Source organism: Streptomyces sp. NPDC001903, from assembly GCF_042891345.1.
GTDB lineage: Bacteria > Actinomycetota > Actinomycetes > Streptomycetales > Streptomycetaceae > Streptomyces.
Window position 1 is genome coordinate 419,298 of sequence record NZ_JBIASZ010000003.1, and the last position, 22,464, is coordinate 441,761.

Sequence of the window (22,464 nt, forward strand, 5' to 3'; positions counted from 1 at the left end):
TCAGATTCTCGCTCCAGTCTCAGCATTCGCCGCCGAACGCCGGATCGACCGAGCGCGGACGATCATCGACGGATGGGGGTTCAAGTCCCCTCTGCGCCTCTCTCGTGGCGCGGTAGTTCAAAGGCAGAACACGTCGATCTCAGAATGATCCGCGACTCTTAAACGCCGCCGGTGTGCGCAAATGGGTGGCAAGCTGGAGCCCGGGAGCTGGATATGCTCCCGGGCTCCGTCACGTTCCGGCGGGTGGGTAGCGGGCGTTACGCGTAGGGGTCGAAGGGGATCGGGGGCTTCGAGGCGTTCAGGGCGTCGTTGAAGCGGCTGTCGGAGATCTTGATCGTGGCCGAGCCGAAATCGGCGTTCATGAGCTTGTCGCGCAGGCCCGCCGGGTAGCCGTTCCAACCGACCAGGCGCGGGTAGAACCAGTTGCCGGTGTGGTTCTCGGCGGGCTCGTCGTTGCCGTTGGCCAGGCGGTAGAAGTGCGTCGAGACGCCGTCCTTGTGGTAGACGACCTTGGCGTGGGTCCCGTCGAAGCGGACCTGCGAGCGCGGGTACCACTTCCAGCCGCTGTGCTGCGAAGTCGACACGTACTGGACCGTGTTGTCCTTGATCCAGACCACCACGTGCTCGAAGTCGTGCCGGTGCCCGATGGCCGCGGGGCCGAGCGTGGCCTGGTCCTTCTCGAAGTAGCCCGCGTACATGACGGCGCACCAGCCGTTGTTGCACTTCGCGCGGGAGTACGTGTTGGAGTTCTGCAGCTGTACGAGGTCCCGGCAGTGGCCGTTCACCGCTCCGCCCGGCTTGAGACCGGGATTGAGCACGCCGCTGCCGCTGATGGCGGCGGTGGCGTAGCAGCCGTCCCCGTCGTAGTCGAAGGCGGGCGAGAAGGTCTGTTCGAGGCCGTCCGCGTTCTGCGGCAGGGCCGGTATCACGTCCGCGACGGCGACGGCCGGAAGGGCCATCACGAGTGCCGCGGCCCCGAGCCCCGCGGTGGTCGCGGTCCGGCGCAGTCCCGCCCACCGCCGCCCCGGGCGGGCGGGCTCGGTCGCGGCCCCTTCGTTCATCGTCCTCGTCCGTGACAGCAGGCTGCGCACATCATCTCCTGACCTGTACATGTCGATCCGGGCATCGAGGGGAACGCTAGCGGGGCAGCGTTCAAGTCCGGGTCGAGTCAGGCGAATTCCAGATGTACGTCCCTCCCCCTCAGCCGCCGGTGCGCTCCAGCATCGAGCGCCGCCAGCGCTCCGTCTCGGCGATCTGGTTGAACGTGAACAGGTGCAGACCGGCCACCGCCGCCTCGGGCGCGCCGAGCGCGGGGGCGGCGCGGCGCAGCAGCCGCTGCGGGGAGTAGCCGCCGGGCGCCGCGAAGCGCAGGAACCACGAGGGGTGCCGGGTCAGGAACTTGGCCGACTCCCCCACGCCGATCTTCGTCGCCATGGACAGCAGCTTCGCGCGCTCGACGGGACCGGCTATCCCGACGTGCAGGGGCAGCACGATCTGCCGGCTCCGTACCCGCCCGACCCACTGCCGCAGGGTCGCCGGGTCGAAGCAGAGGTTGCTGACGATGTACGTCGCGTGCGGCTGCTTGTCCGACATCGCCCGCACGGTCACCTCGTCGGAGATGAGGGGATGGCTCTCCGGGTACCCGGTGATGCCGACGTGCGCGAAGGGGCTGCCCAGCTCGCCGAGCCCGCGCAGCACGGGCAGGGCCGCGTCGTACACCCCGGCCGGCGGGTCGGCGTCGCCCGCCGGTACGAAGACGTCCTCGATGCCCGCGGCCACCAGCCGGTCCACGATGTCCGCGAGGTGGTCGGCGTCGACGATCTGCCGCGCCGGCAGGTGCGGGACGACCCGGTAGCCGTGCCCCGCGAGGCGGGTGGCGAGGTCCAGGGTCGGACCGATGCCCTTGGCGGGGGAGGCGGTCACGGTGACCGGCACGTCGGCCGGGACGTGCGCCAGGACCTTGTCCTCGGTGGCCTTCGCCGGCAGGACCTCGTAGCGGACCCTGCGCAGGAGCTCCGCGAGGCCGCCCCCGATGACCGGGGCCTGCGCGGGGCGTTCGGGATACGGCGTGGGCCGGGCGGACATGCCGCTCCTCCTGGGGTGGCGGGTGGTGCCGCACGGGCGGCTTCTCGGCCACCATCATGCCGGGTGCGGAAATATCACCGTTCGCCGCCTCCGGAAAGGCCGCAGGCTTGGCCCATGGAACACGTCGCCGCACTGACCGCGGAGCTCCTCGAAACGGACCGTACGGCGGGGGCGCGCCGCGCCGCCCCGGCGGCCCTGCGCGCCGTGGCGTCCGCCGGGGCCCGCGCGGCCGGGCGGCCCGCGCTCATGGAGCTCTTGCAGGTCGCCGCCTGGATCCTCTTCGACGCCGAGCAGCACGGGATCTCGCGGCGGCTCAGCCGCCGCGCGCTCGCCCTGGCCCGCACCCTCCCCGAGGAGGCCCGCTCGCTCGAGCTGCTCGTCCTGTCCGTGCTGGCCCTGCAGGAAGAGCACCTCGGGCGGCCCGCCGAGTCGCTGCGCATCTCCTCGTCCGTCCTGGCCGGCCGGGACCTCCCGGCGCGGGTGGCGGCCATCTTCCACGTACGGGAAGCACGCGCCCGCGCCCGGCTCCGGCAGGACCGCCGGGCGCTGCGCTCCCTGGCCACGGCCCGGGAACTCCTCGCGGACGGGCCTTGCGACCGCGATCCGTCCTGGAGCTGGTGGTTCGACCGGCCGGAACTCGACGGTCACCACGGGCTCGCCCTCGCCGACCTCGGGGACCTGGACGGGGCCGCGGCCCTGCTCCACGAGGCGACGGCGGCGGGTGACGCGCCCGCCTACCGGTCGCTCTTCTCCACCGAGCTGGCCTCCGTGCTCGCCCGGGCCGGCGCCTGGCGCGAGACGGACGCCCTGCTGTCCGGCCTGGTCGACTCCGTCCCGGACATCGGCTCCGTCCGCGCCCTGAACGCCCTGGCGCGCACGGCCCGCACCCTCGGGCACGGCCCCCGCGTCCCCCGCGCCCTGCGCGATACGAGCGGGCACCTCGCCGCGGCCCTCCACAAGGAGGCCGGCCCCCCTGCGCACCCCGCCTTCCGGGCGGTCCGGCGGCCGTGAGAGGGTCGCCCATGCCTCCGCGACGGGGCCGTGCGCGAGGAGGGCAGTGTGACCGGCATCGGCCGAGCAACCGGCAGTACGTCCACCGGACGCGTCCTGGTGGCGGACGACGACGCCGCCATCCGCCGCTCCCTGGAGCGCGGGCTGCGGCTGAGCGGCTTCACCGTACTGCTCGCCGAGGACGGCCCCGGCGCACTCGCCCTGCTCGCCGACCGGGCCCCGGACGTCCTCGTACTGGACGTGTCGATGCCCGGCCTGACCGGCACGGAGGTCTGCCGCGTCCTGCGCTCCCGCGGAGACGAGACTCCCGTCCTGATGCTGTCGGCCCTCGACGAGGTCGCGGACCGGATCGCCGGACTGCAGGCCGGGGCCGACGACTACCTTGTCAAGCCCTTCGCCCTGGAGGAGCTGGTCCTGCGCCTGCACGCCCTCCTGCGCCGCCGGCCGGCCCCCGACCCCGCCTCCGACGTCCTGCGCGCGGGCCCCCTCGTGATCGACGAGGCCCGCCGCCAGGTGCACCACGAGGAGGCCGAACTCCACCTGACGCGGCGCGAGTTCGAGCTCCTCCTCCAGCTGGTGCGCAACGCCGGGATCGTCCTCACCCGGGACCAGCTGCTGGACCGGGTGTGGGGCTACGACTTCGAGGTCCGCAGCGACGCCGTCGACACCTTCGTCAGCTATCTGCGCCGCAAGCTGGAGGAGGGCGGGCGCCCGCGCCTGATCCACACCGTCCGGGGCGTCGGGTTCGTCCTGCGCGTCCCCGGGGCCCGGGAGGGCGGGTCGTGAAACTCGCCACCCGCATCGCCCTGTCGGTGACGGTGGTGGTGCCCCTGCTGGTGCTCGCCGCGGGCCTGCTGGTGCTCGGACTGGTCAGCCGCGATCTGCACCAGCAGCAGGACACCCGGCTCCAGGACCGGGCCTCGGCCGTCCTCCCGGACGTCAAGACGCTGCTCACGGCCGACCGCAACGGGAAGCCGAAGGTGGAGCAGAACCAGCACCGCAAGGTGCTCGGCGACGTGCTCGACGCCGGCATCCGCGTCCGTACCGCGGACGGATCCGTCGTCCTCCAGGGCGGACCGCAGCCCGCCGACCCGGTGCGGCTGCCCGAGCAGACCCCGGACGGTCCGGTCACCATCCGGGCCAAGGGCCGCGCCTGGCGGGTGCTGACCGTCCCGGTGGCAGGTTCCGCACCGGGCACGCTGTGGCTGTTCACCCCGGTCTCGGCCGCCGACCCGCAGGTCGTCGCCGTACGCCGCCGGGTCCTGCTGGTGGCCCTGCTGGCGGCGCCGGTCTCCGGGCTGCTCGCGTACGCGCTGGCCGGACGCGCCACCGCCTCCGTCCGCAGGCTGAGCCGCCGGGCCGCCGCCCTCGACCCGGGCGCGGGCGCGGCCGCCTTCGCCAGCGCACCCGCGAACATCGCCGAGGTGGACGAACTCTCCTCCGCCATCGGCCAGTTGCTGGCCCGCTACGAGGAGCAGGCCGCCCGCACGGCGCAGGCCCTGGACACCGCCCGCTCCTTCTCCTCCGCCGCCTCGCACGAGCTGCGCACCCCGCTGATGAGCATGCGGACCGACCTGGACGTGCTGGCCGCCCACCCCGACCTCTCCCCCGCCGAACGGACCGAGATCGTACGGGACCTCCAGCGCGACCACGCCCGGCTGCTGGACCTGCTGACGGCCCTGCGGATGCTCGCCCGGGGCGATCTGGTGGAGGTGTCCGCCTTCGCTTCGCTGGACCTGTCCGAGCTGGTGGACACCGTGGTCGCGGAGAGCGCCCGCCGCCATCCCGAGGCGCGTCTCGACGTGGAACTCCCGTCAGATCTACGGGTGTTCGGGTGGGACGCCGGGCTGACCATCCTGCTGGCGAACCTGCTGGGCAACGCGGTGGTGCACGGCCGGCTGCCGGAGGAACCGGCCAGGATCGCGGTACGGCTGCGCGCGGAGGGCGGGTACGCGGTGCTCACCGTGGACGACGCGGGGCCCGGCATCCCGCCCGGCGAACGGGAGGCCGTCTTCCGGCGCTTCCACCACCGCCCCGGCAGCCCCGGCTCCGGGCTCGGGCTGACGCTGGTGGCCCAGCAGGCCGCACTGCACCGGGGATCCGTCGCCATCGGGACGCCGCCCCGCGGCACGGGCACCCGCTTCGAGGTGCGCCTGCCGCTGTCCGCGGCGGACGCCCCGACCCTGCGGCTGCCGAAGCGGCGCGACTGGATCTCCCGGGGCGACTGAGGGCGCCGGCCGGCCGCCCCCGCGGACTCACAAAGTTTCCACAAAGACGCCCCCTACCGTCCTGATCGGCCGGCCGCCCGTGAGCCGGCCCGTTCGCACCGAAGGGGAAACAGCCATGCTCCCGAACCGTAGGACCGCCGCCGCCGCGATCGGCGCCCTCGCGCTGGCCGGCGCCCTGATCTCCGCCGCCCCCGCGCAGGCCGACTCGGCAAGCCCGGCCCCCACCGCGCCGAAGACGGCCAAGTCCGCGCCGAAGGGCGACGGCGCGAAGGCGATCTGCAGGCGCCTGCCCAAGACGGAGACCCGCGTGAGCGCCGCCATCACCCGGCTCAAGGGCGATCCCGCCGTCCTCGGCTCCGTCGCGCGGCTGGAGCAGCGCGTCGCCAAGGCCCAGGCCGCCGGGCACACCGAGGTGCAGGCCTACCTGAACGACCGGCTCACCTTCCGCAAGAACCTGCTGCCCACCCTGCAGAAGCGCCAGGACGACCTGAAGGCCGTCAGCACCTGGTGCGCGTCGGAGGAGTCCAAGTGACCCGGGCGGCCGTGCCCCGCCGCGCCGCCGCGGCGCTCGCCACCCTGGCGACCGCAACGGTTCTGCTGCTCACGGGCTGCACGCCCGGCGCGAGCGCCGAGCCCGGCGGCGCCCGGTCCGTGAGCGGCTCCGACGAGGCCACGGTCAAGGACATGCAGCAGAAGCTGGACGACGCGGAGAGCGCGGCCGCCCAGGCCGATTCGGACGCCACGCAGAACAACTGACCCACCCGCCCCGCGCACACCCGGCCCGCCCCCTCCACGGGGGCGGGCCGGATCCGTTTTCAGGCCCCCGGCCCGGACCCGTCCCGGTGCAGGGCGCGCAGCCCCTGGAGCAGGAGCCCGAGGCCGAACTCGAACTGGGCCGTGAAATCGGTGCTGGTCAGTACCGGCAGGGCCGCGGTGAGGTGCGGCAGGCCCGCCCCCGCCACCGCCTCCCGGAGCCGCTCGGGGTCCGCGGGCCCCTGGTCTGCACCCTGGAGGGCGGCCTGCTCCTCCAGGGTGTGGCCGACGGTGTAGTGGACGACGGTCAGCGCGGTGCGCGCGGCCTCCTGCGGGCCGAAACCCGCCTCCCTCAGGACCCCGATGAGGGTCTCGGCGAAGCCGAGGGTGTTCGCGCCGGTCGAGTGCGTTCCGGCGTAGACCCGTGCCCCGTCGCGATGGGCGAGGAGCGCGGTACGCAGGCGACGGGCCAGCGCGGTCAGGCGTCCGCTCCAGTCGGGGTCCCGCGGCGGGGTGGAGCAGTCCGCCAGCATCCGTTCGGCCATCGCGGTGAGCAGGTCCTGCTTGGTGGCGAAGTGCCGGTAGAGCGCGCCCGCCTGGACTCCGACCGCGTCGGCCAGCCGCCGCATGGTGAGCGCGTCGAGTCCGGATGCGTCCAGCAGCACCAGGGCGGCCTCGACGGTACGGGCCTGGTCCAGCCGCGGGGGCCTGCCCCGGGCCGGCGGGCGGGCGGCGTCGGCGGCGGGCGGGGTTGACGGTGAGCTCATGCACCCCACTATAGTGAACATCGTTCACGTGAACGATGTTCACTAAATAGGGGAGATCCCGGGAAGAGGCAGCCGATGGACACCGATGTGATCGTCGTGGGCGCCGGGCCGACCGGCCTGATGCTCGCCTGCGAGCTCGCACTGGCCGGCGTACGGACGCGGATCGTGGAGCGGCGGGAGGCTCCGCAGCCCGATTCGCGGGCGCTGACCCTGCACCCGCGCAGCGTCGAGCTGATGGACCAGCGCGGGCTGGCCGACCGGTTCCTCGCCCTCGGCCGGACCGTTCCCGGCTGGCACTTCGCCGGCCTCGACACCCCGCTGGACTTCGCAGCCCTGGACAGCCGCCACGGGTACACCCTGTTCCTGGCCCAGGCCCGTACGGAGGCCCTGCTGGAGGAGCGGGCGCGTGAGCTCGGCGTGGAGATCCACCGCGGGCGCGAGACCACCGGGCTGCGCCAGGACCCGGACGGCGTGGAGGTCGACGTACGCGGTCGCGGCGGGGTCGAGACCCTACGCGCCTCGTACGCGGCCGGCTGCGACGGCGGGCGCAGCATCGTGCGGAAGGAGGCAGGCATCGCCTTCCCGGGAACGGACGTGACGCTGACCGGCGTCCTCGGCGACTTCGAGGTGGCCGACCCCCGAAGCCTCGGGCTGCTCCGGGCCGCGGGCGCACTGGCCGTCCCGCTGGAGGGCGGCCTGACCCGGTTCGTCCTCATCGACCCGGAGCGGATGCGGACGCCGGCCGGCGAGCCCGTCACCATGGAGGAGTTCCGCGAGTCCCTGATCCGGATCTGCGGGAGCGACTGCGGGGTGGACCGGCCCCGCTGGCTGTCCCGGTTCGGCAACGCCACCCGGCTCGCCGAACGCTACCGGTCCGGCCGCGTACTGCTCGCCGGGGACGCGGCGCACCTCCACTTCCCCGCGGCCGGCCAGGGGCTCAACACCGGGCTCCAGGACGCGATGAACCTCGGCTGGAAGCTGGCCGCCGAGATCCGCGGGTGGGCGCCGCCCGGGCTGCTCGACACCTACCACGGGGAGCGGCACCCGGTGGGGGCGTCGGTCACCGAGAACACCGAGGTGCAGACCCTGCTGGCGGAGCTGACGCTCGTCCCCTCGTACCGGCGGCCCGCCACCGCCCTGCGCAGGCTGTTCGACGAACTGCTCGGCATCGAGGAGGTCAACCGCCGCCTCGCCGGGCGGGTCTCGGCGCTCGGCGTCGGCTATCCGGCCACCGCCCCCGGCGCCGATCCGCTGGTGGGCGCGCGGATGCCGGACATCGAGCTGAGCATCGCCGGCTCCGCCGCTTCGCGGGTGTACGAGCTGCTCCACGAGGGCCGCTTCGTCCTGCTGAACCTCGCGCAGGAGCAGGGCTTCGACGCCGGGGAGGGGCGGGCCGACCGGGTCACGGCGGTCACCTCCCGGGCCACCGGCCACGCCGGCCTCGAGGGGGTGGCCGAGGTCCTCGTCCGTCCCGACGGGCACATCGCCTGGGCCACCCGGACCGCCCTCGCCGCGGCCCGCCGCGCCGAGCGGTACGAGGCGCTCGCCGCCTGGACCGGCAAGCCCTGAAGGAGGTCGAGGGAGGTCAGGCCCGCTTGCCTTCCAGGAACCGGCGCAGCCGGGTCCACGGCCAGGCGTTGATGACGTCGTCCTTCGTCAGCCAGCCGCGCTGCGCGGTCCCCACCCCGTAGCGCAGGTACGGCAGGTGCGTGGTGGCGTGCGCGTCCGAGTCCACCGCGAACTTCACCCCGTGGCGTTTCGCCCGCAGGACGTCCTCGTCGCCCAGGTCCAGCCGCTCCGGATGCGCGTTGATCTCCAGGGCGGTGCCGGTCCGCGCGCAGGCTTCGAAGACGGCGTCGAAATCGGCGTCCACGCCCGGCCGCCGGCCGATCCGCCGGGTGGTGGGGTGCCCGATGACGGAGACGTACGGGTTCTCGCAGGCCCGGATGAAGCGCCGGGTCATGGCGGCCCGGCTCTGGCCGAAGTGGGAGTGCACGGAGGCCACGCACAGGTCGAAGCCGGCGAGGAACTCCCCGGGCCAGTCGACGCCGCCGTCCGGGCCGATGTTGAGTTCGGTCCCGTGCAGCAGCCGCATTCCGCGCACCGTGCGGTCGAGCGCCCGCAACTGCTCGCGCTGGGCCAGGATCTTCTCCTCGGTCATGCGCTGCATGGCGAGGTCCGGAGCGTGGTCGGTGACCGCGTAGTAGGCGTAGCCGCGCGCCGCGGCGGTGGCCACCATGTCCTCCAGGGAGGCGAGGCCGTCGGTGAGATCGGTGTGGGTGTGCAGGTCGCCCCGGATGTCGTCCTCCGTCACCAGGGCGGGCAGTTCGCCCCGCAGCCCTGCCGCGACCTCTCCGCGGTCCTCGCGCAGCGTCGGCGGGATCCAGGGCAGGCCGAGCCGGGCGTAGACCTCCTCCTCCGTCTCCGAGGCGAGGCTCTTGCCGCTCTCCGCGTCGAAGAGCCCGTACTCGGAGAGCTTGAGCCCTTGGCGCACGGCCAGGGCGCGGGTGCGGATGTTGTGCGCCTTGGATCCCGTGAAGTACTGCAGTCCGGCTCCCGAGGAGGCGGGCGGCAGGACGCGCAGGTCGACCTGGAGGCCGGCGGCGGTGCGGACGGAGGTCTTCTTCGCGCCGTGCGCGATGACGTCGGCCACGAGCGGGAGCTCGGCGAGGGCCGTCATGAAGGGCGCGGACTCCTCGGCCGCGACCAGGATGTCGACGTCGCCGATGGTCTCGCGCATCCGGCGCAGCGAGCCCGCGTACGTGCACCGTACGCACCCGGGGATCCGCTCCATCTCGGCGACGATCTGCTCGGCGATGTCCATCGCGGCGCCGAGCAGGATCCGGCCGTCGGCGTTCCGGAGCACGGAGATGCCGTGCAGGATGTTCTGCTCGGTCTGCTCGCCGAAGCCCTTCAGGTCGCGCAGCCGCTCCTCGCGGATGGCCTCCTCCAGCTGTTCGACGGAGGAGACGCCCAGCTCCTCGTACAGGACGAGGGCCTTGCGGGGTCCGAGCCCGGGGATCTCGGTCAGTGCCCGCACCCCGGCCGGGACGGCGGCCCGGCGCGCCTCGATGTCCGGGACGTGCCCGGTGGCCAGGTACTCGACGACCTTCTCGGCGATCGACCTGCCCACGTTCGGGATCTCGCGCAGTCCCTTGACGTCCAGCCGGGCGACATCGCCCGGGTGGCCGCCGATGGCGCGGGCGGCCTTCTCGTACGCGCGCGCCTTGAAGGAGTCGCCGCCGCTGATCGAGATCAGGTCGGCGTACTCCTGCAGCAGTGCCGCGACCTTCTCGTTGGCCCTGGCCATGCCTCCAGGGTGCCTCGCGCACCGGGGCCCGGCTCGGCGTACGGGGGCCGGGCCCGGGCGCCGCCCGGGGAGAGAAGTTGAGGATTGTTCACTTTCCATTGACAGGGCGGGCGCCGCGGGCCAACAGTGTGCCGTCAGCGCCCTCGCCCGCCTCGACCGAAGTGAGCCCGTATGACTGCGTCCGTACCCGCGTTCCCCGCCGATTTCCTCTGGGGCGTCTCCGCCTCGGCGTTCCAGATCGAGGGCTCGCCCACCGCCGACGGCCGGGGCCCCTCCTCCTGGGACGCCTTCACCAAGGAGCCCGGGCGCATCAAGGACGGCTCGCACGCCGACGTGGCCACCGACCACTACCGCCGCTACCGCGAGGACGTGGCCCTGATGGCCGGACTCGGCGTGGGCGCCTACCGGTTCTCGGTGTCCTGGTCCCGGGTCCTGCCGGAGGGCGGCGGGGAGGTCAACCGCAAGGGGCTGGACTTCTACGACCGCCTGGTCGACGCTCTGTGCACGGCCGGCATCGCCCCGGTGCCGACCCTGTTCCACTGGGACACCCCGCTCGCCCTGGAGGAGAAGGGCGGCTGGCTCAGCCGGGACACCGCCGAGCGGTTCGCGGAGTACGCCTCGGTGGTCGCGCAGCGGCTCGCCGACCGCGTCCCGATGTGGATCACCATCAACGAGCCCGCCGAGGTGACCCTCCTGGGGTACGGCATCGGGGAGCACGCCCCCGGCAAGGGGCTCGTCTTCGACGCCCTGCCCGCGGCGCACCACCAGTTGCTGGCCCACGGCCTGGGCGTCCAGGCCCTGCGGGCCGCGGGCGCCCGGCGGATCGGCATCGCCGCCTCGCACAGCCCGGTGTGGCCGGCGAGCCGGAGCGCGGAGGACCGCGGCGCGGCCGAGCTGTACGACCTGCTCACGAACCGGCTCTTCGCCGACCCGATCCTGACCGGCGCCTATCCGGACGAGGGCCTGGCCTCGCTGCTGCCCGGACCGGTGGCCGATGACCTGAAGGCGATCTCGGCCCCGCTGGACTGGTACGGCATCAACTACTACAACCCGATGCTCGTCGGCGCCCCGCAACCGACGGCCGCCCCAGGCGAGTTCGGCGGCATCGAGATACCCGCGGACCTCCCGTTCTCGCTCCGGCAGGTCGAGGGGTACGAACACACCGACTTCGGCTGGCCGGTGGTCCCGGACGGGCTGCGCGAACTGCTCGTCTCCCTGCGCGAGCGCTACGGCGACCGGCTGCCGCCGCTGTACATCACCGAGAACGGCTGTTCGTACGCGGACGCCCCCGATCCCGCCACCGGGCGGATCGCCGACGCCCGCCGGATCTCGTACCATGCGGGCCATTTGGCCGCCCTGCACCGGGCGATGGCGCAGGGGGTCGACGTCCGCGGCTACTTCATCTGGTCGATCCTCGACAACTTCGAGTGGGCGGAGGGGTACCGGCAGCGGTTCGGGCTGGTCCACGTGGACTACGGGACGCTGGAGCGGACCCCAAAGGATTCGTACGCCTGGTACCGCGACGTGATCAAGGGCGGCAGATGACCGTCGGGGGGACGGCCGCGAAGGCCGTCGGTCCCGCCGATCCCGCGGGCCCGGTCGGCGGGCGGTGGGTGGGCGCGCTCTCCCTCGCCAACCTCGGGGTCTGGGTCGGCTGGTTCGGCCCGCTCCAACTGCTCCTGGCCCGCCAGGCGCAGCAGCTCGCCCCGGATCACAAGGCGGCCACGCTGGCCCTGGTGACGGGGGTGGGGGCGGCCGTGTCGATGGTCGCGAACCCGGTCTTCGGGGCCCTGTCGGACCGTACGACGGCTTTGGTGGGCCGGCGGATCCCCTGGGTGGTGGCGGGGGTCCTGGGCGGGGCGGCCGGGCTGCTCGTCCTCGCGCGGGCCTCGAGCGTCGCCGTGGTGATCGCGGGCTGGTGCCTGGTCCAACTGGCCCTCAACGCGGCCTTCGCCGCGCTGACCGCCGCCGTGCCCGACCAGGTCCCGCCGCGTCAGCGCGGGCTGGTCGGCGGCTGGCTAGGGGTCTCGCAGGTCGGCGGCATCCTGGCCGGCACGGCGCTGGCCACGGCCGCGGGCGGCATCGGCGCCGGGTACCTCGCGTGCGCGGCGTTCTCGGTGCTCGCGGCCGTCCCGTACGTGGTGATGCGGCGCGACACCCGGCTGCGGCCCGACGCCCGGCCCGCGTTCCGGTGGCGGACCTTCCTCACGGGCTTCTGGATCGACCCGCGCCGCCATCCCGACTTCGGCTGGGCCTGGTTGACGCGCTTCCTGATGAACCTGTCGTACTCCGTCAGCACCATGTACCTGCTGTACTACCTGACCGACGCCGTGCACTACGAGGACGACGCCGACACCGGCGTCCTGGTCCTGACGGCGCTCAACGCGCTCACCCTGCTGGCCACGGTGGTGGTCGCCGGCGTCCGCTCGGACCGCACGGGCCGCCGGAAGGTCTACGTGATCGGGTCGGGACTGGTCATCACGGTGGCCACCCTGCTGCTCGCCGTCTGGCAGACCTGGACCGGGGCGGTCGTCGCCTCGCTGGTCCTCGGGGTCGGCTTCGGCGTCTACACGTCGGTGGACTTCGCCCTGCTGACGGACGTGCTGCCGACGGCGCAGGACCGGGGCCGGGACCTCGGCGTCATCAACATCGCCAACGCGCTGCCGCAGGTGCTGGCTCCGGTGATCGCCGCGCCGGTGGTCACCCACTTCGGCGGGTACACGGCGCTGTACGCGCTCGCGGGCGCCCTGGCGCTGGCGGGATCGGTGCTGGTCCGGCGTATCCGCGGGGTCCCGTAGGCCCTGGAGGGGTGGCGGGACGCGCCGTGGGACCAAGCGTGCCCGCGATGCCGCCGGACGGACCGGTGACACCGCGGGCACGGTGGATCAGGAGTTGACGCAGACGTTGCCGGCGGCCGGGTTCAGCAGGCCGATGAGGTTGATGCTGTTGCCGCAGGCGTTGAGCTGGAGGTGGATCGGGATCTGGACCACGTTGCCCGAGAGGATGCCCGGCGAGCCGATGGCGTAGCCCTCGGCCCCGGCGTCGGCGGAGGCGCTGCCGATGCCGCCCAGCGTCGCACCGACGACCAGAGCGGCTCCGGCGACCAGGGTGCGGATCTTCATGTGGGTCTCCCATCGCAATGAGTGATGTGCGTGGGCCATCCCATACCAGTCCGGCCCGAACCCGTCCGATTCACCCGGTCGTGGGCCCCGTCCGCGGGGCGCCGCCGCCGTTCGCACGACGCTCCCGCGGGCTTCCGGAAATGCGTGGAAGGTGAATTTTTCCGGAAAGGGCAATCTCCCGAGCCCTCTGGAGCGTATGCCCCTGTGGAAGCCTCTCCGATGAGACAGCTCATGGAGGAAAACTCATGGCGATCTTCACTCACCTCGTTCCCGCGAAGCACCGCCGCCGCGGAAAGAGGGACATGACCTCGGGACATAACGACACCACCGGGAGGCGCCGCCACCGTCGCCGTCACTGCACCAACAACAACGGCCACCACGGCCACCATGGGAACAACTGGTAAGCACCATGGGACGGGTCGCGCGGCATGCCCTGCGGCGGCTGTTGTCGGTGGCGGAAGACCCCGACGCGGTCGTCGCCGCCGCGCCGCCCGTCACACCGCGCGAGGCGTTCCGCCGGTTCTGGCCCTACACCCGGGGCGGCAGGCGCTGGTTCGTCCCGATCCTGCTCTTCAGCGTGATCGGCCCGCTGCTCGACGCGGCCGAGATCTGGCTCTTCAAGGTCGTGGTGGACGAGGTCCTCGTTCCCCGCGATCTGCGCCCGTTCCTGTGGATCGCCCTCGCCTACCTGGGGCTGGTCCTCGCCTCGGGCGTTCTCGCGTTCGCCGACGACGTGCTGTCCACGTGGGTCGGCGAGCGCTTTCTGCTGGCCCTGCGGTCGGACGTCTACCGGCACGTCCAGGGGCTCTCCCTCGGGTTCTTCGAGCGGCGGCGGCTGGGTGACGTACTGTCACGCATCACCGGCGACGTCGACGCGATCGAGACGTTCCTCCTCTCCGGTGTGGCCAACGCCCTCTACTACGTGGTCCAGTTGGGCGTCTTCCTCGGCCTCCTCTTCTACCTGAGCTGGGACCTGACCCTGCTCGCGCTCGTGATCGTGCCGCTCTTCTGGGGCGCGGCGCGGCGCTTCTCCCGCCTGATCAAGGCCGCCTCGCGCGAACGCCGGCGGCGCAGCGGCTCGATCAGCGCGATAGCCGAGGAGTCCCTCGGCAACATCGCGCTCGTGCAGGCCTACAACCGGCAGGGGACGGAGGAGGGCCGCTTCGAGCGCGAGAGCGTGGGCCGCTTCCGCGCCGCGATGGTCTCGGCCCGCATCCGCTCCGTGTACGGCCCGATCGTCGAGGTCATCGAACTGACCGGCGCGCTGGCCGTGATGGGCCTCGGTACGTGGAAGCTGGCGCAGGGGCAGCTCACCCTGGGCGGCCTGCTCGTCTTCGTCGCCCTGCTGGGCCGGCTCTACAGCCCGATCCGCGACCTGTCCCAGCTCACGACCACCTTCTACGCGGCGTCCGCGTCGGCCGAGCGGATCATCGAGCTGCTCGACCAGCACCCCCAGGTCGCCGAGGTCGAAGCCGCCCGTGCCCGGAGGATCGGGCGCGCCCGGGGCAATGTCGAGTTCCGCGGCGTCTCGTTCCGCTATCCGGGCACGGCGCGATGGGCCCTGCACCAGGTGTCGTTCAGCGTGCGGCCCGGTACGACGCTGGCGCTGGTCGGGGCGAGCGGCGCCGGCAAGTCCACGGTCGGGAAGCTGCAACTGCGCTTCTACGACCCGGACGAGGGGGCGGTCCTGCTCGACGGCAGCGATCTGCGGGAGCTGCGCCTGTCCGAACTGCGGGAGAACGTCGCGGTGGTGCTGCAGGAGACGCTCGTCTTCCACGGCACGGTACGGGAGAACATCGCGTACGGGCGGCCCGGCGCGACGGAGGCGGACGTCGTCGCGGCGGCCCGCGCGGCCGACGCCGACGGGTTCATCCGGCTCCTCCCCGAGGGCTACGACACCGTCGTCGGCCAGCGGGGCCGGACGCTGTCGGGCGGCCAGGCCCAGCGCCTGGCGATCGCCCGCGCGATGGTCAGGGACGCACCCGTACTGCTCCTGGACGAACCGACCACCGGCCTGGACTCCGAGTCGGCCCGCCGGATCATGGAGCCGCTGCGCCGGCTGATGGCCGGGCGGACCACGGTCGTGATCTCGCACAACCTGCTGACCGTCCGCGACGCCACGACCACGGTGGTGCTGGACGGGGGCCGGGTCGTGGAGTGCGGCACGCACGAGGAACTGCTCGTACGGGGCGGGGCCTACGCCCGTCTGCACCGGACGAACGGCGGCGTGCCCGGCGCCGGTCCCGATTCCGCCTCCCCGCTGAAGGTCCTGTCATGAGCCTCGCGACCACCGCTCGCGCCGCGGGCCCGCCCCTCGCGCCGGGGGCGAGGCCCGCGCCCGGGTACGAGCTCCTGGCACACCTGGCCCGGACCGGCTGGCTCGACCTCTACGACGCCTGGAGCGAGGAGCGGGACTGCCGGTGCGTCGTGAAGGTGCTGCGCCCCGACCGCCGCGGGGAGGCGCGGCTGGCCGAACGGCTGGTCCGCGAGGGCCGCTGGCTGCGGCGCTTCACGCATCCGCACCTGGTCCGGGCGTACGAGACCTTCGAGTCCCCCGAGCCGCTCGTCGTGCTCGAAACGCTGGCGGGCGAGACGCTGTCCCACCTCATCGACCGGCTGCCCCGGCGGGCGGCCGCCGAAGACGTGGCCGTCCTGGGCGGGCAGTTGTGCTCCGCGGCGCACTACCTGCACGGTCAGGGCCTGCTGCACCTGGACCTGAAGCCGGCCAACGTCGTGGTGGAGTGCGGTCGCGCGAAGGTGCTCGACCTCAGCGTCGCCCACGCGCCCGGCATCGCCCCCGCGGGCGTGGGCACGTTCGGCTACATGTCCCCGGAACAGGCGCGCGGCGGAGCCCTGTCGGCGGCGGCCGACGTCTGGGGCATCGGCATCACCTTGTACGAACTCGCCACGGGGGACGTCCCGTTCGACATCGGCGAGACCGCGGACGGGACCCTCGACGGGACTCTCTCCGGGCCCGCGGACACCGGAACCGCGGACTGGTACCCGCAGCTCGAAGAGCCGGCCCCGCCCGTCTCCGGGCGCCGCCGCCTGCCCGCGGCCCTGGCGGCCGCCATCGACGGCTGCCTGCGCGCCGATCCGGCGGACAGGCCGTCGGTTCCCGAGCTGTCCGCCGCGCTCGACGCGACCCTGCGCCGGCGGCGCCGCGACACCCCCTGAGGCGGGTGACGGGAACCGGCCAGAGCGAGGGAAGAGCGTCTGGTGGGGCGTGACTCCTGCTGTGTAATGTCACATAGCATGATGTTCTTACGGCGCACCGCCTCGCTCGCGGTCCTTCTCGCCACCGTCCTCCCCCTGACCGCCACCGCGCCCGCACACGCGGACGAAGCCTCCGCCGCCTCCGCCTGCCGTACGAGGCCCTCCGCGCCCCTCGACGCCGAGCAGGCCCGGCTCGCGGACGCGCGGACCACCGCACTCGTCGAGCGCGCCGGGTTCGGTGACTTCGTACGGCGCTTCCCCGCCGCCCTGTGCACCGTCCGCGACCCCGCCGAGGCCGGGCGGCTGCTCGACGGCTGGGGCGAGGCGCTCTGGCAGTCCGCCGTGCGCCGCGCCCAGGGGCAGCGGCCCGGCGGCGACCTCCCGGCCGGGGACGACCGCCCGCTGTACTGGACCCGACTGGCCATGACCACCGCGCTCGCCCGCTGGGAGCCGGGATTCGCCGTGGACCGCGCCGCGCTGCGCACCCGCTTCGAGGACGCCTCCCGCGGTCTCGCCGACAACGCCTTCCAGACCCCGGCGGGCGTACGGCGCGTCTTCATCAGCGGCTTCGACCCCTTCGGGCTCGACGCCGAGCTGCGCCGCGCCAACCCCTCCGGTTCCGCCGCCCTCCAGCTCAACGGGCGCCGCGTCACCCTCGCCGACGGCAGCCGCGCCGAGATCCGGGCCGTCGTCCTGCCCGTGCGGTACGCCGACTTCGACGCCGGCATCGTGGAGCGGGCCTTCGCCCCGCGCCTGGCGGGCGGCCCCGGCGCGGCGGACGTCATCACCACGATCAGCCAGGGCTACCCCGGCATCTTCACCCTGGAGGCCTGGGCGGGCCGCTCCCGGTCTGCGGATCCGTACCCCGACAACACCGGCTCCCTCTCCGGCGGCACCCGCGAGCACCCGGTGACCGCTCCCGGTCTCGGTCCGGGGGCGGAGTTCATCCGGACCACGCTCCCGACCGAGGCCGCGACCGGCTCCGTGCAGAACCCGTACCCGGTGCTGCTGAACACGGCCGTCACCGAGATCCCGGCGGGGGCCACCGAGCCGGTGGACCGCGAGGACGGCCCGACGCCCGGTTCGCGGGCGGTGGAGGGCGGCGGGGGCGGCTACCTGTCCAACGAGGTGGCCTACCGCTCCAACCGCCTGCGCGGCGAACTCGCCCCGCAGCTGCCCGGCGGCCACCTGCACACCCCGGTCCTCACCGGCCTCCCGGCGGACCCGAGCCTGCTCACCGGCCCCGAGTTCGAGCGGAACGAGACCGCGATCACCACGGAGGTCCGCACCATCCTGGAACACACCGCCACCCGCCCCTGAACCCTGCCTACAGGGAGCCGAGTTCACTGCTCAGATCCGTCAGGCCGAGCGAGCCGAGCGAGAGCGCGGCCATGTGCCAGCGCTTGAGGTCGAAGTCCGGGCCCTGCTTGGCCCGGGCCCGCTCCCGCCCCTCCAGCCAGGCCCGTTCGCCCAGCTTGTACGAGATCGACTGGGCGGGCCGGCCCAGATAGCGGACGACCTCGCTGTCGAGGTAGGCGGCGGGGCGGCTGGAGTAGCGGCCGAGGAACTCCCGCGCCAGCGCGGGAGTCCACCGCTCCCCCGGCCGGAACGGCGAGTGCGCCGGGATGGCCAGCCGCAGGTGCATGCCGATGTCGATCACCACGCGGACGGCCCGCATCATCTGGGCGTCGAGGTGGCCCAGCCGGTGCGCGGGGTCGGTGAGGAAACCCAGCTCGTCCATGAGGCGTTCGGCGTACAGCGCCCAGCCCTCCGTGGTGGCGCTGACCTTGGCGACCTTCGTCTGGTAGCGGGAGAGGCCGGCCGCGACGAACGTCCAGTGGCCCAGCTGGAGATGGTGCCCGGGAAAGCCCTCGTGGTACCAGGTGGAGACGAGGTTGTGGGTGGGGAACCGGGTCCGGCCCAGCGTGGGCAGCCAGGTCCGGCCCGGGCGGGTGAAGTCCAGGGACGGCTGCGAGTAGTACGGGGCCGCGGCGCCACCGGGCGGCGCGATGCGGGACTCGACGCGCCGTACCGGCTCGGCGATGTCGAAGTGCCGCCCGTCCAGGGCCGCCACGGCCTCGTCCATCAGGCGCTGGAGCCAGACCCTGGTCTCCTCCACTCCGTGGACGCTCTCGCCGTGGTCGCCCAGCCAGGCCAGCACGACCCAGGGGTCCTGCCCGCCGGGCAGGACGCGCTGCGCCTCGGCGCGCATCTCGGGGAGCAGCCGGTGGAACTCCTCCCAGCCGTAGGCGTACGCCTCGTCGAGGTCGAGGTCCGCGCCGGTGTAATGGCGGGCGAAGCGGCCGTAGCGCTCGCGCCCGACGGCGTCCTCCGCCCCGGCGCCGGTGGCCTGCGCCTCGTAGGCGCGCCGGAACCACTCCCCGAGCTCCGCGAACGCCTCCGTAGCCACCCGCGCCGCCGCCTCGACCTCGGCGCGCAGCCGCGGCGGAGCGCCGGTGGCCAGGGGGCCGAAGCCGCCGCCGCCGGAAACCCCGGAGCCCTCGGAGCCCTTGGAGCCCTTGGAGCCCCCGGAGCCCTCGGAGCCCAGCCATTCCTCCAGTTGGGCCACGTTGGCCCGTACCTGGCGCGGCGCCGCGGCCAGTCCGCGTCCCACGCCCTCGGCGAGCGAAGCCCGGTAGCCGCCCAGGCAGTCGGGCACGGCTCGCAGCCGCTGCGCGATCGCCGCCCAGTCCTCGGGCGTACGGGCCGGCATCACCGAGAAGACCTTGCGGATCCGGTGCAGCGGCGAGGAGATGTTGTTCACCGCCCGCAGGTGCTCTCCCGCTTCGTACTGGGCGAGTTCCGCGTCGAGCCGCTCGCGCAGCAGTCGCGCGCACCGCCGCTCGACGTCGGCGTCGGCGTCGGCTCCGGCTCCGACTCCGGCTCCGGCATCGGTTTCGCGGCCGGCCAGCCGCACGAGCGTCTCGCGCGCGAGCTCCGCCTCGGCGGCGGCCCCGTCGGGCGAGAAGTCCGGCAGTCTGCCGGCGCCGACGGAGGTGCCGAGGTACGTACCGGTGATCGGGTCGAGTCCGAGGAGGGCGTCGACGTACGCGTCGGAGATCTGGCGGGGCAGCTCGCGCTGGGGCCTCAACATGCCCGGACCCCTGCCCAGCCCCTCCCCCGGACAAGCCCGGGGCCCGTGTCTTTGGCCGGTATCCGAGCGCCCTGCCGCCCGCCCGCTCACGCTCCGGCGGCAGGGCGGTCACGCCCCGACGTGCGCCCGGGGCCACGGGTACGCACGATGGATGGCGGGACCGACGTGTCACGCAGACCCGGGTCCCGCACCCGAGAGAGAGGCGGCGCGATGAGCAGCACGCCGAGTGGAACGACTGGAAGCGGCACGCCGACCGGCACCGGCAGCGCCTGGGCCGCGGGCGGCACGATGTTCGCGGGCGTCCTGATGATCGTCAGCGGCATCTTCGCCGTCATCGAGGGCATCGCCGCCCTCGCCAACGACGAGGTGTACACGCACATCGGCGACTACACGTTCAAGTTCGACCTCACGGCCTGGGGCTGGATCCATCTCATCGTGGGCATCCTGGTCCTGGTCGCCGGCGCGGCGATCCTCAAGGGCTCGGAGGCCGGCCGCATCGCCGGTATCGCCCTGACCTGCCTGTACGTGATCGTGCACTTCCTGTGGCTGCCGTACCAGCCACTCTGGTCGATCGTCGCCATCCTCGTCGGCGTGTTCGTCATCTGGGCCCTGTGCACCGACACGTCCCGGCCGGCGCGGCACTGACGGTCCGCCGGCAGCCGCGCCGACTGCCGCCGGACACCGCCGGATACCCTCGTGCCGGTACGCCTACGTCACCGGCACGAGGAGCAGGGACAGCATGACGATTCACCGGCCGGGCCGGCCCGAAGACCTGCCCGCGGCGGAACTGCTCTGGGCCCGGTGGGCGTTGGTCGCCGTTCTGGAGGCGACCACCGCGGCGGAGAGCCGCGGCATCCACCGCACCGGCCACTGGATCGCCGGTTCGGCGCTCCGTCTGGACGACTGCGGCTGTACGTGGTGGGCCCTGGCCCGGATGGGCCCGGGCCGCTTCGTGCTGTACGGAGAGGACGAGTCGAGCGGGGTCAAGTGGCACGAGCCCGCCGTCGACATGCTGGCGCAGGGCCCGGACTGGCTGCCGTACGAGAAGCTGCGCGACCTGCTCGAAGGCTGGGAGCTGGGCTGCGTCTACTGGTACGAGAACGGCACGTGGGCCCGCGCCCCCTACCCGGAGGACCTCGGGGACGACGGTCTGGACTGCGGTATGAGCCGCTTCACGGACCGGCGGGAGGTCCTCGACCTGCTGGCCGGGCACGGCCCGGCCGCGAAGGAGCTCCTGGAGGCCGCCGAGGAGTACCGGCTGGCGCCGCGGGCGCTGGACTCCCTGGTGGCGGGCACCGGCAACGACGGCCGGGACGAGGACTGGGACCTGCCCGCCATGCACCGCGCGCTGGCCCTGACCGGCCTCGCGGGGGAGCCCGTCACCACGTAGTGCACGGGCTCCCGAAGTGTTCTAGCGTCGTATGAGATGCCCGCGTGGAGGTGAGGACGTGGAGGTGAGCAGGGTGGCAACTCCGACTCCGGCCCAGTTCCGGGCCGTCCACGGCGACATGGGGCGGTGGCAGGCCGTCGACTTCGAGGTGTACGAGCACCTCGTCGAGAACCAGTACGTCGTCCGCCCGCTCCCCCGGCCGGAAGCCGGCGACCGCCTGCCGCCCCGCCGCACTCCGGCCCCGGCGGCCCGCCCCGCATCGCCGCAGGACAAGGCCTAGGCGGTGTCCCCGGGACACGGGGACACCCCCTAGGGGGTGTCCGCAAAGTAGCGCCGTGCGCCCGAAGGGCGGTCTCGCGGCGTTCGGTGCGTGCTCTCGGTGTGCCGGGCGGGAGCCCGTGTACTGGACGTACTCGGGATTTCGCCCGGTGCGCCGAGAGCGCGTGCCGGGCGCCGCGGGGCAGGCGGGACTTTGCGGACACCCCCTAGGGGTGGAGCATCTCCGTCATGGGCGACTGCGGCGGGATCAGGCCCGGCAGCAGCCAGGGCTGGAAGAGGCTCAGTACCGCGAGTACGAGGAAGACGGCCCCGACGACCTGGGAGAAGACGGGGCCCAGCCGCCAGAGCTTCTCCACGAAGATCACAACGGCCACCGCGGCCATCGCCAGGACGTTCATGACGCCCAGCGGGACGAGCACGACCATCAGCCCCCAGCAGCAGCCCACGCAGTACGCCCCGTGGTGCGCCCCGACCCGCAGATCGCGGGCCCGGGGCCGGAAGCCCGCGTAGCGCACGAGCTGGCCCATCGGGCTCCGGCAGTGCCGCAGGCAGAGGTCCTTCCACGGGCCGAACTGGTACAGCCCGGCGACCAGGAAGGCCCCTGCGCCGATCCAGCGCCCGGCGCCCGGGTGCTCGTCCACCAGGGCCCCGGTCCCGGCGAGGAGCCCGTAGGCGATCAGGCCGAAGGCCGTCCAGGACAGCAGGTACCCCCCGGCGAACTGGGCGGTACGAGACACCCGCACGACTCCCGTGGGCGACTGGCGCCCGATGGCCCGCGCCCAGGTGAGGGCCACCGGGGCCACCGACGGGAACATCATGGCGATCATCATGACCAGCCACAGCAGCAGGAACAGCGGGACGCCCATGCCCATGGTTCCCGGCTCGACCCCCATGTCACGGGCCTGGTCGACCACCAGCACCCAGGCGAGGAGGGCGATCGACGCCATCACCGACCAGGCGAACGCGAGCTGCCGGGCCGGCAGCAGATTCGCCGGACGCAGAGGGGGTGACAGGGCCTTCCGGTCGAGGCGCACACCTCCAGCACATCACGGCGGACCCGCGCGTGCGCGCGGGAACGCGTGTACGTGGAAAGCACCTCCTCCGGGCGACCCCTGCGGTGGGACAATCGGGGTGGACACCCGTACGACCCGGGCGTGGGCCGGCGATGGTTCCCGGGGGCTGCGCCGTCCTCCCGAGACCGACGTCCCG

General features: G+C 73.4%; 21 protein-coding genes. 14 read left to right on the plus strand and 7 right to left on the minus strand.

What is annotated here, in order from left to right; all coding sequences use genetic code 11:
• Positions 1 to 257: 257 nt before the first annotated feature.
• Both ACFYZS_RS08635 and ACFYZS_RS08640 read right to left on the minus strand, forming a co-directional pair.
• Entirely contained in the window at positions 258 to 1,061 is an 804-nt protein-coding gene (locus ACFYZS_RS08635; protein ID WP_389008285.1) for an NPP1 family protein, read from the minus strand.
• Between the two features lie 139 nt (positions 1,062 to 1,200).
• Positions 1,201 to 2,085: a 5,10-methylenetetrahydrofolate reductase gene (locus ACFYZS_RS08640; protein ID WP_389008288.1), complete on the minus strand. Its 885-nt coding sequence runs from the start codon at positions 2,083 to 2,085 to the stop codon at positions 1,201 to 1,203.
• Positions 2,086 to 2,199: 114 nt separating this feature from the next.
• Here ACFYZS_RS08640 and ACFYZS_RS08645 point away from each other — a divergent pair, with 114 nt between their 5' ends.
• From ACFYZS_RS08645 to ACFYZS_RS08665, 5 genes are all read left to right on the plus strand, one after another.
• Complete coding sequence (locus ACFYZS_RS08645; RefSeq protein WP_389008291.1) at positions 2,200 to 3,096, plus strand: DNA-binding protein; 897 nt, start codon at positions 2,200 to 2,202, stop codon at positions 3,094 to 3,096.
• Between the two features lie 48 nt (positions 3,097 to 3,144).
• Positions 3,145 to 3,882 (plus strand): response regulator transcription factor, encoded by a 738-nt coding sequence (locus ACFYZS_RS08650; protein ID WP_389008294.1) that lies wholly within the window; start codon positions 3,145 to 3,147, stop codon positions 3,880 to 3,882.
• Positions 3,879 to 5,324, plus strand: a complete 1,446-nt coding sequence (locus ACFYZS_RS08655; RefSeq protein WP_389008297.1) for a sensor histidine kinase — start codon at positions 3,879 to 3,881, stop codon at positions 5,322 to 5,324. Before ACFYZS_RS08650 ends, ACFYZS_RS08655 begins: the two co-directional genes overlap by 4 nt.
• Before the next feature lie 115 nt (positions 5,325 to 5,439).
• Positions 5,440 to 5,856 (plus strand): hypothetical protein, encoded by a 417-nt coding sequence (locus tag ACFYZS_RS08660; RefSeq protein WP_389008300.1) that lies wholly within the window; start codon positions 5,440 to 5,442, stop codon positions 5,854 to 5,856.
• The gene (locus tag ACFYZS_RS08665) at positions 5,853 to 6,080 is read left to right on the plus strand and encodes a hypothetical protein (protein ID WP_389008303.1); all 228 of its coding nucleotides are present in this window, start codon (positions 5,853 to 5,855) and stop codon (positions 6,078 to 6,080) included. The genes ACFYZS_RS08660 and ACFYZS_RS08665 overlap by 4 nt, the downstream gene beginning before the upstream one ends.
• A gap of 59 nt (positions 6,081 to 6,139) precedes the next feature.
• On the opposite strand, the gene ACFYZS_RS08670 is transcribed toward ACFYZS_RS08665, so the two are convergent.
• Positions 6,140 to 6,844: a TetR/AcrR family transcriptional regulator gene (locus ACFYZS_RS08670; protein ID WP_389008305.1), complete on the minus strand. Its 705-nt coding sequence runs from the start codon at positions 6,842 to 6,844 to the stop codon at positions 6,140 to 6,142.
• 75 nt (positions 6,845 to 6,919) lie between these two features.
• Between ACFYZS_RS08670 and ACFYZS_RS08675 the strand changes: the two genes are divergently transcribed.
• Complete coding sequence (locus ACFYZS_RS08675) at positions 6,920 to 8,413, plus strand: monooxygenase (protein ID WP_389008308.1); 1,494 nt, start codon at positions 6,920 to 6,922, stop codon at positions 8,411 to 8,413.
• Positions 8,414 to 8,429: 16 nt separating this feature from the next.
• On the opposite strand, the gene polX is transcribed toward ACFYZS_RS08675, so the two are convergent.
• A complete protein-coding gene (gene polX / locus ACFYZS_RS08680; protein WP_389008311.1) occupies positions 8,430 to 10,154 on the minus strand; it encodes a DNA polymerase/3'-5' exonuclease PolX in 1,725 nt (574 codons plus the stop codon).
• Positions 10,155 to 10,325: 171 nt separating this feature from the next.
• Between polX and ACFYZS_RS08685 the strand changes: the two genes are divergently transcribed.
• Positions 10,326 to 11,699, plus strand: a complete 1,374-nt coding sequence (locus ACFYZS_RS08685) for a GH1 family beta-glucosidase (RefSeq protein WP_389008316.1) — start codon at positions 10,326 to 10,328, stop codon at positions 11,697 to 11,699.
• The gene (locus ACFYZS_RS08690) at positions 11,696 to 12,952 is read left to right on the plus strand and encodes an MFS transporter (RefSeq protein ID WP_389008319.1); all 1,257 of its coding nucleotides are present in this window, start codon (positions 11,696 to 11,698) and stop codon (positions 12,950 to 12,952) included. The genes ACFYZS_RS08685 and ACFYZS_RS08690 overlap by 4 nt, the downstream gene beginning before the upstream one ends.
• 87 nt (positions 12,953 to 13,039) lie before the next feature.
• On the opposite strand, the gene ACFYZS_RS08695 is transcribed toward ACFYZS_RS08690, so the two are convergent.
• Positions 13,040 to 13,276 carry a chaplin gene (locus tag ACFYZS_RS08695; protein WP_389008322.1) on the minus strand — a complete coding sequence of 79 codons (237 nt, stop codon included), beginning with the start codon at positions 13,274 to 13,276 and terminating at the stop codon, positions 13,040 to 13,042.
• A gap of 409 nt (positions 13,277 to 13,685) precedes the next feature.
• Here ACFYZS_RS08695 and ACFYZS_RS08700 point away from each other — a divergent pair, with 409 nt between their 5' ends.
• The 3 genes from ACFYZS_RS08700 (at position 13,686) to ACFYZS_RS08710 (ending at position 17,812) form a co-directional block, all read left to right on the plus strand.
• Positions 13,686 to 15,554, plus strand: a complete 1,869-nt coding sequence (locus tag ACFYZS_RS08700; RefSeq protein ID WP_389008326.1) for an ABC transporter ATP-binding protein — start codon at positions 13,686 to 13,688, stop codon at positions 15,552 to 15,554.
• On the plus strand, positions 15,551 to 16,453 hold the full coding sequence (locus tag ACFYZS_RS08705) for a serine/threonine-protein kinase (RefSeq protein WP_389008329.1): 903 nt from the start codon (positions 15,551 to 15,553) through the stop codon (positions 16,451 to 16,453). The genes ACFYZS_RS08700 and ACFYZS_RS08705 overlap by 4 nt, the downstream gene beginning before the upstream one ends.
• A gap of 78 nt (positions 16,454 to 16,531) precedes the next feature.
• Entirely contained in the window at positions 16,532 to 17,812 is a 1,281-nt protein-coding gene (locus ACFYZS_RS08710; RefSeq protein WP_389008332.1) for a pyroglutamyl peptidase, read from the plus strand.
• A 7-nt stretch (positions 17,813 to 17,819) separates the two neighbouring features.
• On the opposite strand, the gene ACFYZS_RS08715 is transcribed toward ACFYZS_RS08710, so the two are convergent.
• Positions 17,820 to 19,586 carry a DUF885 domain-containing protein gene (locus tag ACFYZS_RS08715; RefSeq protein ID WP_389008335.1) on the minus strand — a complete coding sequence of 589 codons (1,767 nt, stop codon included), beginning with the start codon at positions 19,584 to 19,586 and terminating at the stop codon, positions 17,820 to 17,822.
• A gap of 210 nt (positions 19,587 to 19,796) precedes the next feature.
• Here ACFYZS_RS08715 and ACFYZS_RS08720 point away from each other — a divergent pair, with 210 nt between their 5' ends.
• The 3 genes from ACFYZS_RS08720 to ACFYZS_RS08730 all read left to right on the plus strand — a co-directional run bounded on the left by ACFYZS_RS08720 (position 19,797) and on the right by ACFYZS_RS08730 (position 21,256).
• Positions 19,797 to 20,231: a hypothetical protein gene (locus ACFYZS_RS08720; protein WP_389008338.1), complete on the plus strand. Its 435-nt coding sequence runs from the start codon at positions 19,797 to 19,799 to the stop codon at positions 20,229 to 20,231.
• Positions 20,232 to 20,325: 94 nt separating this feature from the next.
• On the plus strand, positions 20,326 to 20,976 hold the full coding sequence (locus tag ACFYZS_RS08725) for a hypothetical protein (protein WP_389008340.1): 651 nt from the start codon (positions 20,326 to 20,328) through the stop codon (positions 20,974 to 20,976).
• A gap of 73 nt (positions 20,977 to 21,049) precedes the next feature.
• Positions 21,050 to 21,256 carry a hypothetical protein gene (locus ACFYZS_RS08730; protein WP_389008343.1) on the plus strand — a complete coding sequence of 69 codons (207 nt, stop codon included), beginning with the start codon at positions 21,050 to 21,052 and terminating at the stop codon, positions 21,254 to 21,256.
• 205 nt (positions 21,257 to 21,461) lie between these two features.
• Here ACFYZS_RS08730 and ACFYZS_RS08735 read toward each other — a convergent pair whose 3' ends face one another.
• Entirely contained in the window at positions 21,462 to 22,289 is an 828-nt protein-coding gene (locus tag ACFYZS_RS08735; protein WP_389008345.1) for a DUF2182 domain-containing protein, read from the minus strand.
• Positions 22,290 to 22,464 lie beyond the last annotated feature (175 nt).

Coding starts and splice junctions, on each gene's coding strand:
- ACFYZS_RS08635 (WP_389008285.1), bottom strand. CDS start 1,061: ATGAACGAAGGGGCCGCGACCGAGCCCGCCCGCCCGGGGCGGCGGTGG.
- ACFYZS_RS08640 (WP_389008288.1), bottom strand. CDS start 2,085: ATGTCCGCCCGGCCCACGCCGTATCCCGAACGCCCCGCGCAGGCCCCG.
- ACFYZS_RS08645 (WP_389008291.1), top strand. CDS start 2,200: ATGGAACACGTCGCCGCACTGACCGCGGAGCTCCTCGAAACGGACCGT.
- ACFYZS_RS08660 (WP_389008300.1), top strand. CDS start 5,440: ATGCTCCCGAACCGTAGGACCGCCGCCGCCGCGATCGGCGCCCTCGCG.
- ACFYZS_RS08670 (WP_389008305.1), bottom strand. CDS start 6,844: ATGAGCTCACCGTCAACCCCGCCCGCCGCCGACGCCGCCCGCCCGCCG.
- ACFYZS_RS08675 (WP_389008308.1), top strand. CDS start 6,920: ATGGACACCGATGTGATCGTCGTGGGCGCCGGGCCGACCGGCCTGATG.
- polX (WP_389008311.1), bottom strand. CDS start 10,154: ATGGCCAGGGCCAACGAGAAGGTCGCGGCACTGCTGCAGGAGTACGCC.
- ACFYZS_RS08685 (WP_389008316.1), top strand. CDS start 10,326: ATGACTGCGTCCGTACCCGCGTTCCCCGCCGATTTCCTCTGGGGCGTC.
- ACFYZS_RS08690 (WP_389008319.1), top strand. CDS start 11,696: ATGACCGTCGGGGGGACGGCCGCGAAGGCCGTCGGTCCCGCCGATCCC.
- ACFYZS_RS08695 (WP_389008322.1), bottom strand. CDS start 13,276: ATGAAGATCCGCACCCTGGTCGCCGGAGCCGCTCTGGTCGTCGGTGCG.
- ACFYZS_RS08700 (WP_389008326.1), top strand. CDS start 13,686: ATGGGACGGGTCGCGCGGCATGCCCTGCGGCGGCTGTTGTCGGTGGCG.
- ACFYZS_RS08705 (WP_389008329.1), top strand. CDS start 15,551: ATGAGCCTCGCGACCACCGCTCGCGCCGCGGGCCCGCCCCTCGCGCCG.
- ACFYZS_RS08710 (WP_389008332.1), top strand. CDS start 16,532: ATGATGTTCTTACGGCGCACCGCCTCGCTCGCGGTCCTTCTCGCCACC.
- ACFYZS_RS08715 (WP_389008335.1), bottom strand. CDS start 19,586: ATGTTGAGGCCCCAGCGCGAGCTGCCCCGCCAGATCTCCGACGCGTAC.
- ACFYZS_RS08720 (WP_389008338.1), top strand. CDS start 19,797: ATGAGCAGCACGCCGAGTGGAACGACTGGAAGCGGCACGCCGACCGGC.
- ACFYZS_RS08725 (WP_389008340.1), top strand. CDS start 20,326: ATGACGATTCACCGGCCGGGCCGGCCCGAAGACCTGCCCGCGGCGGAA.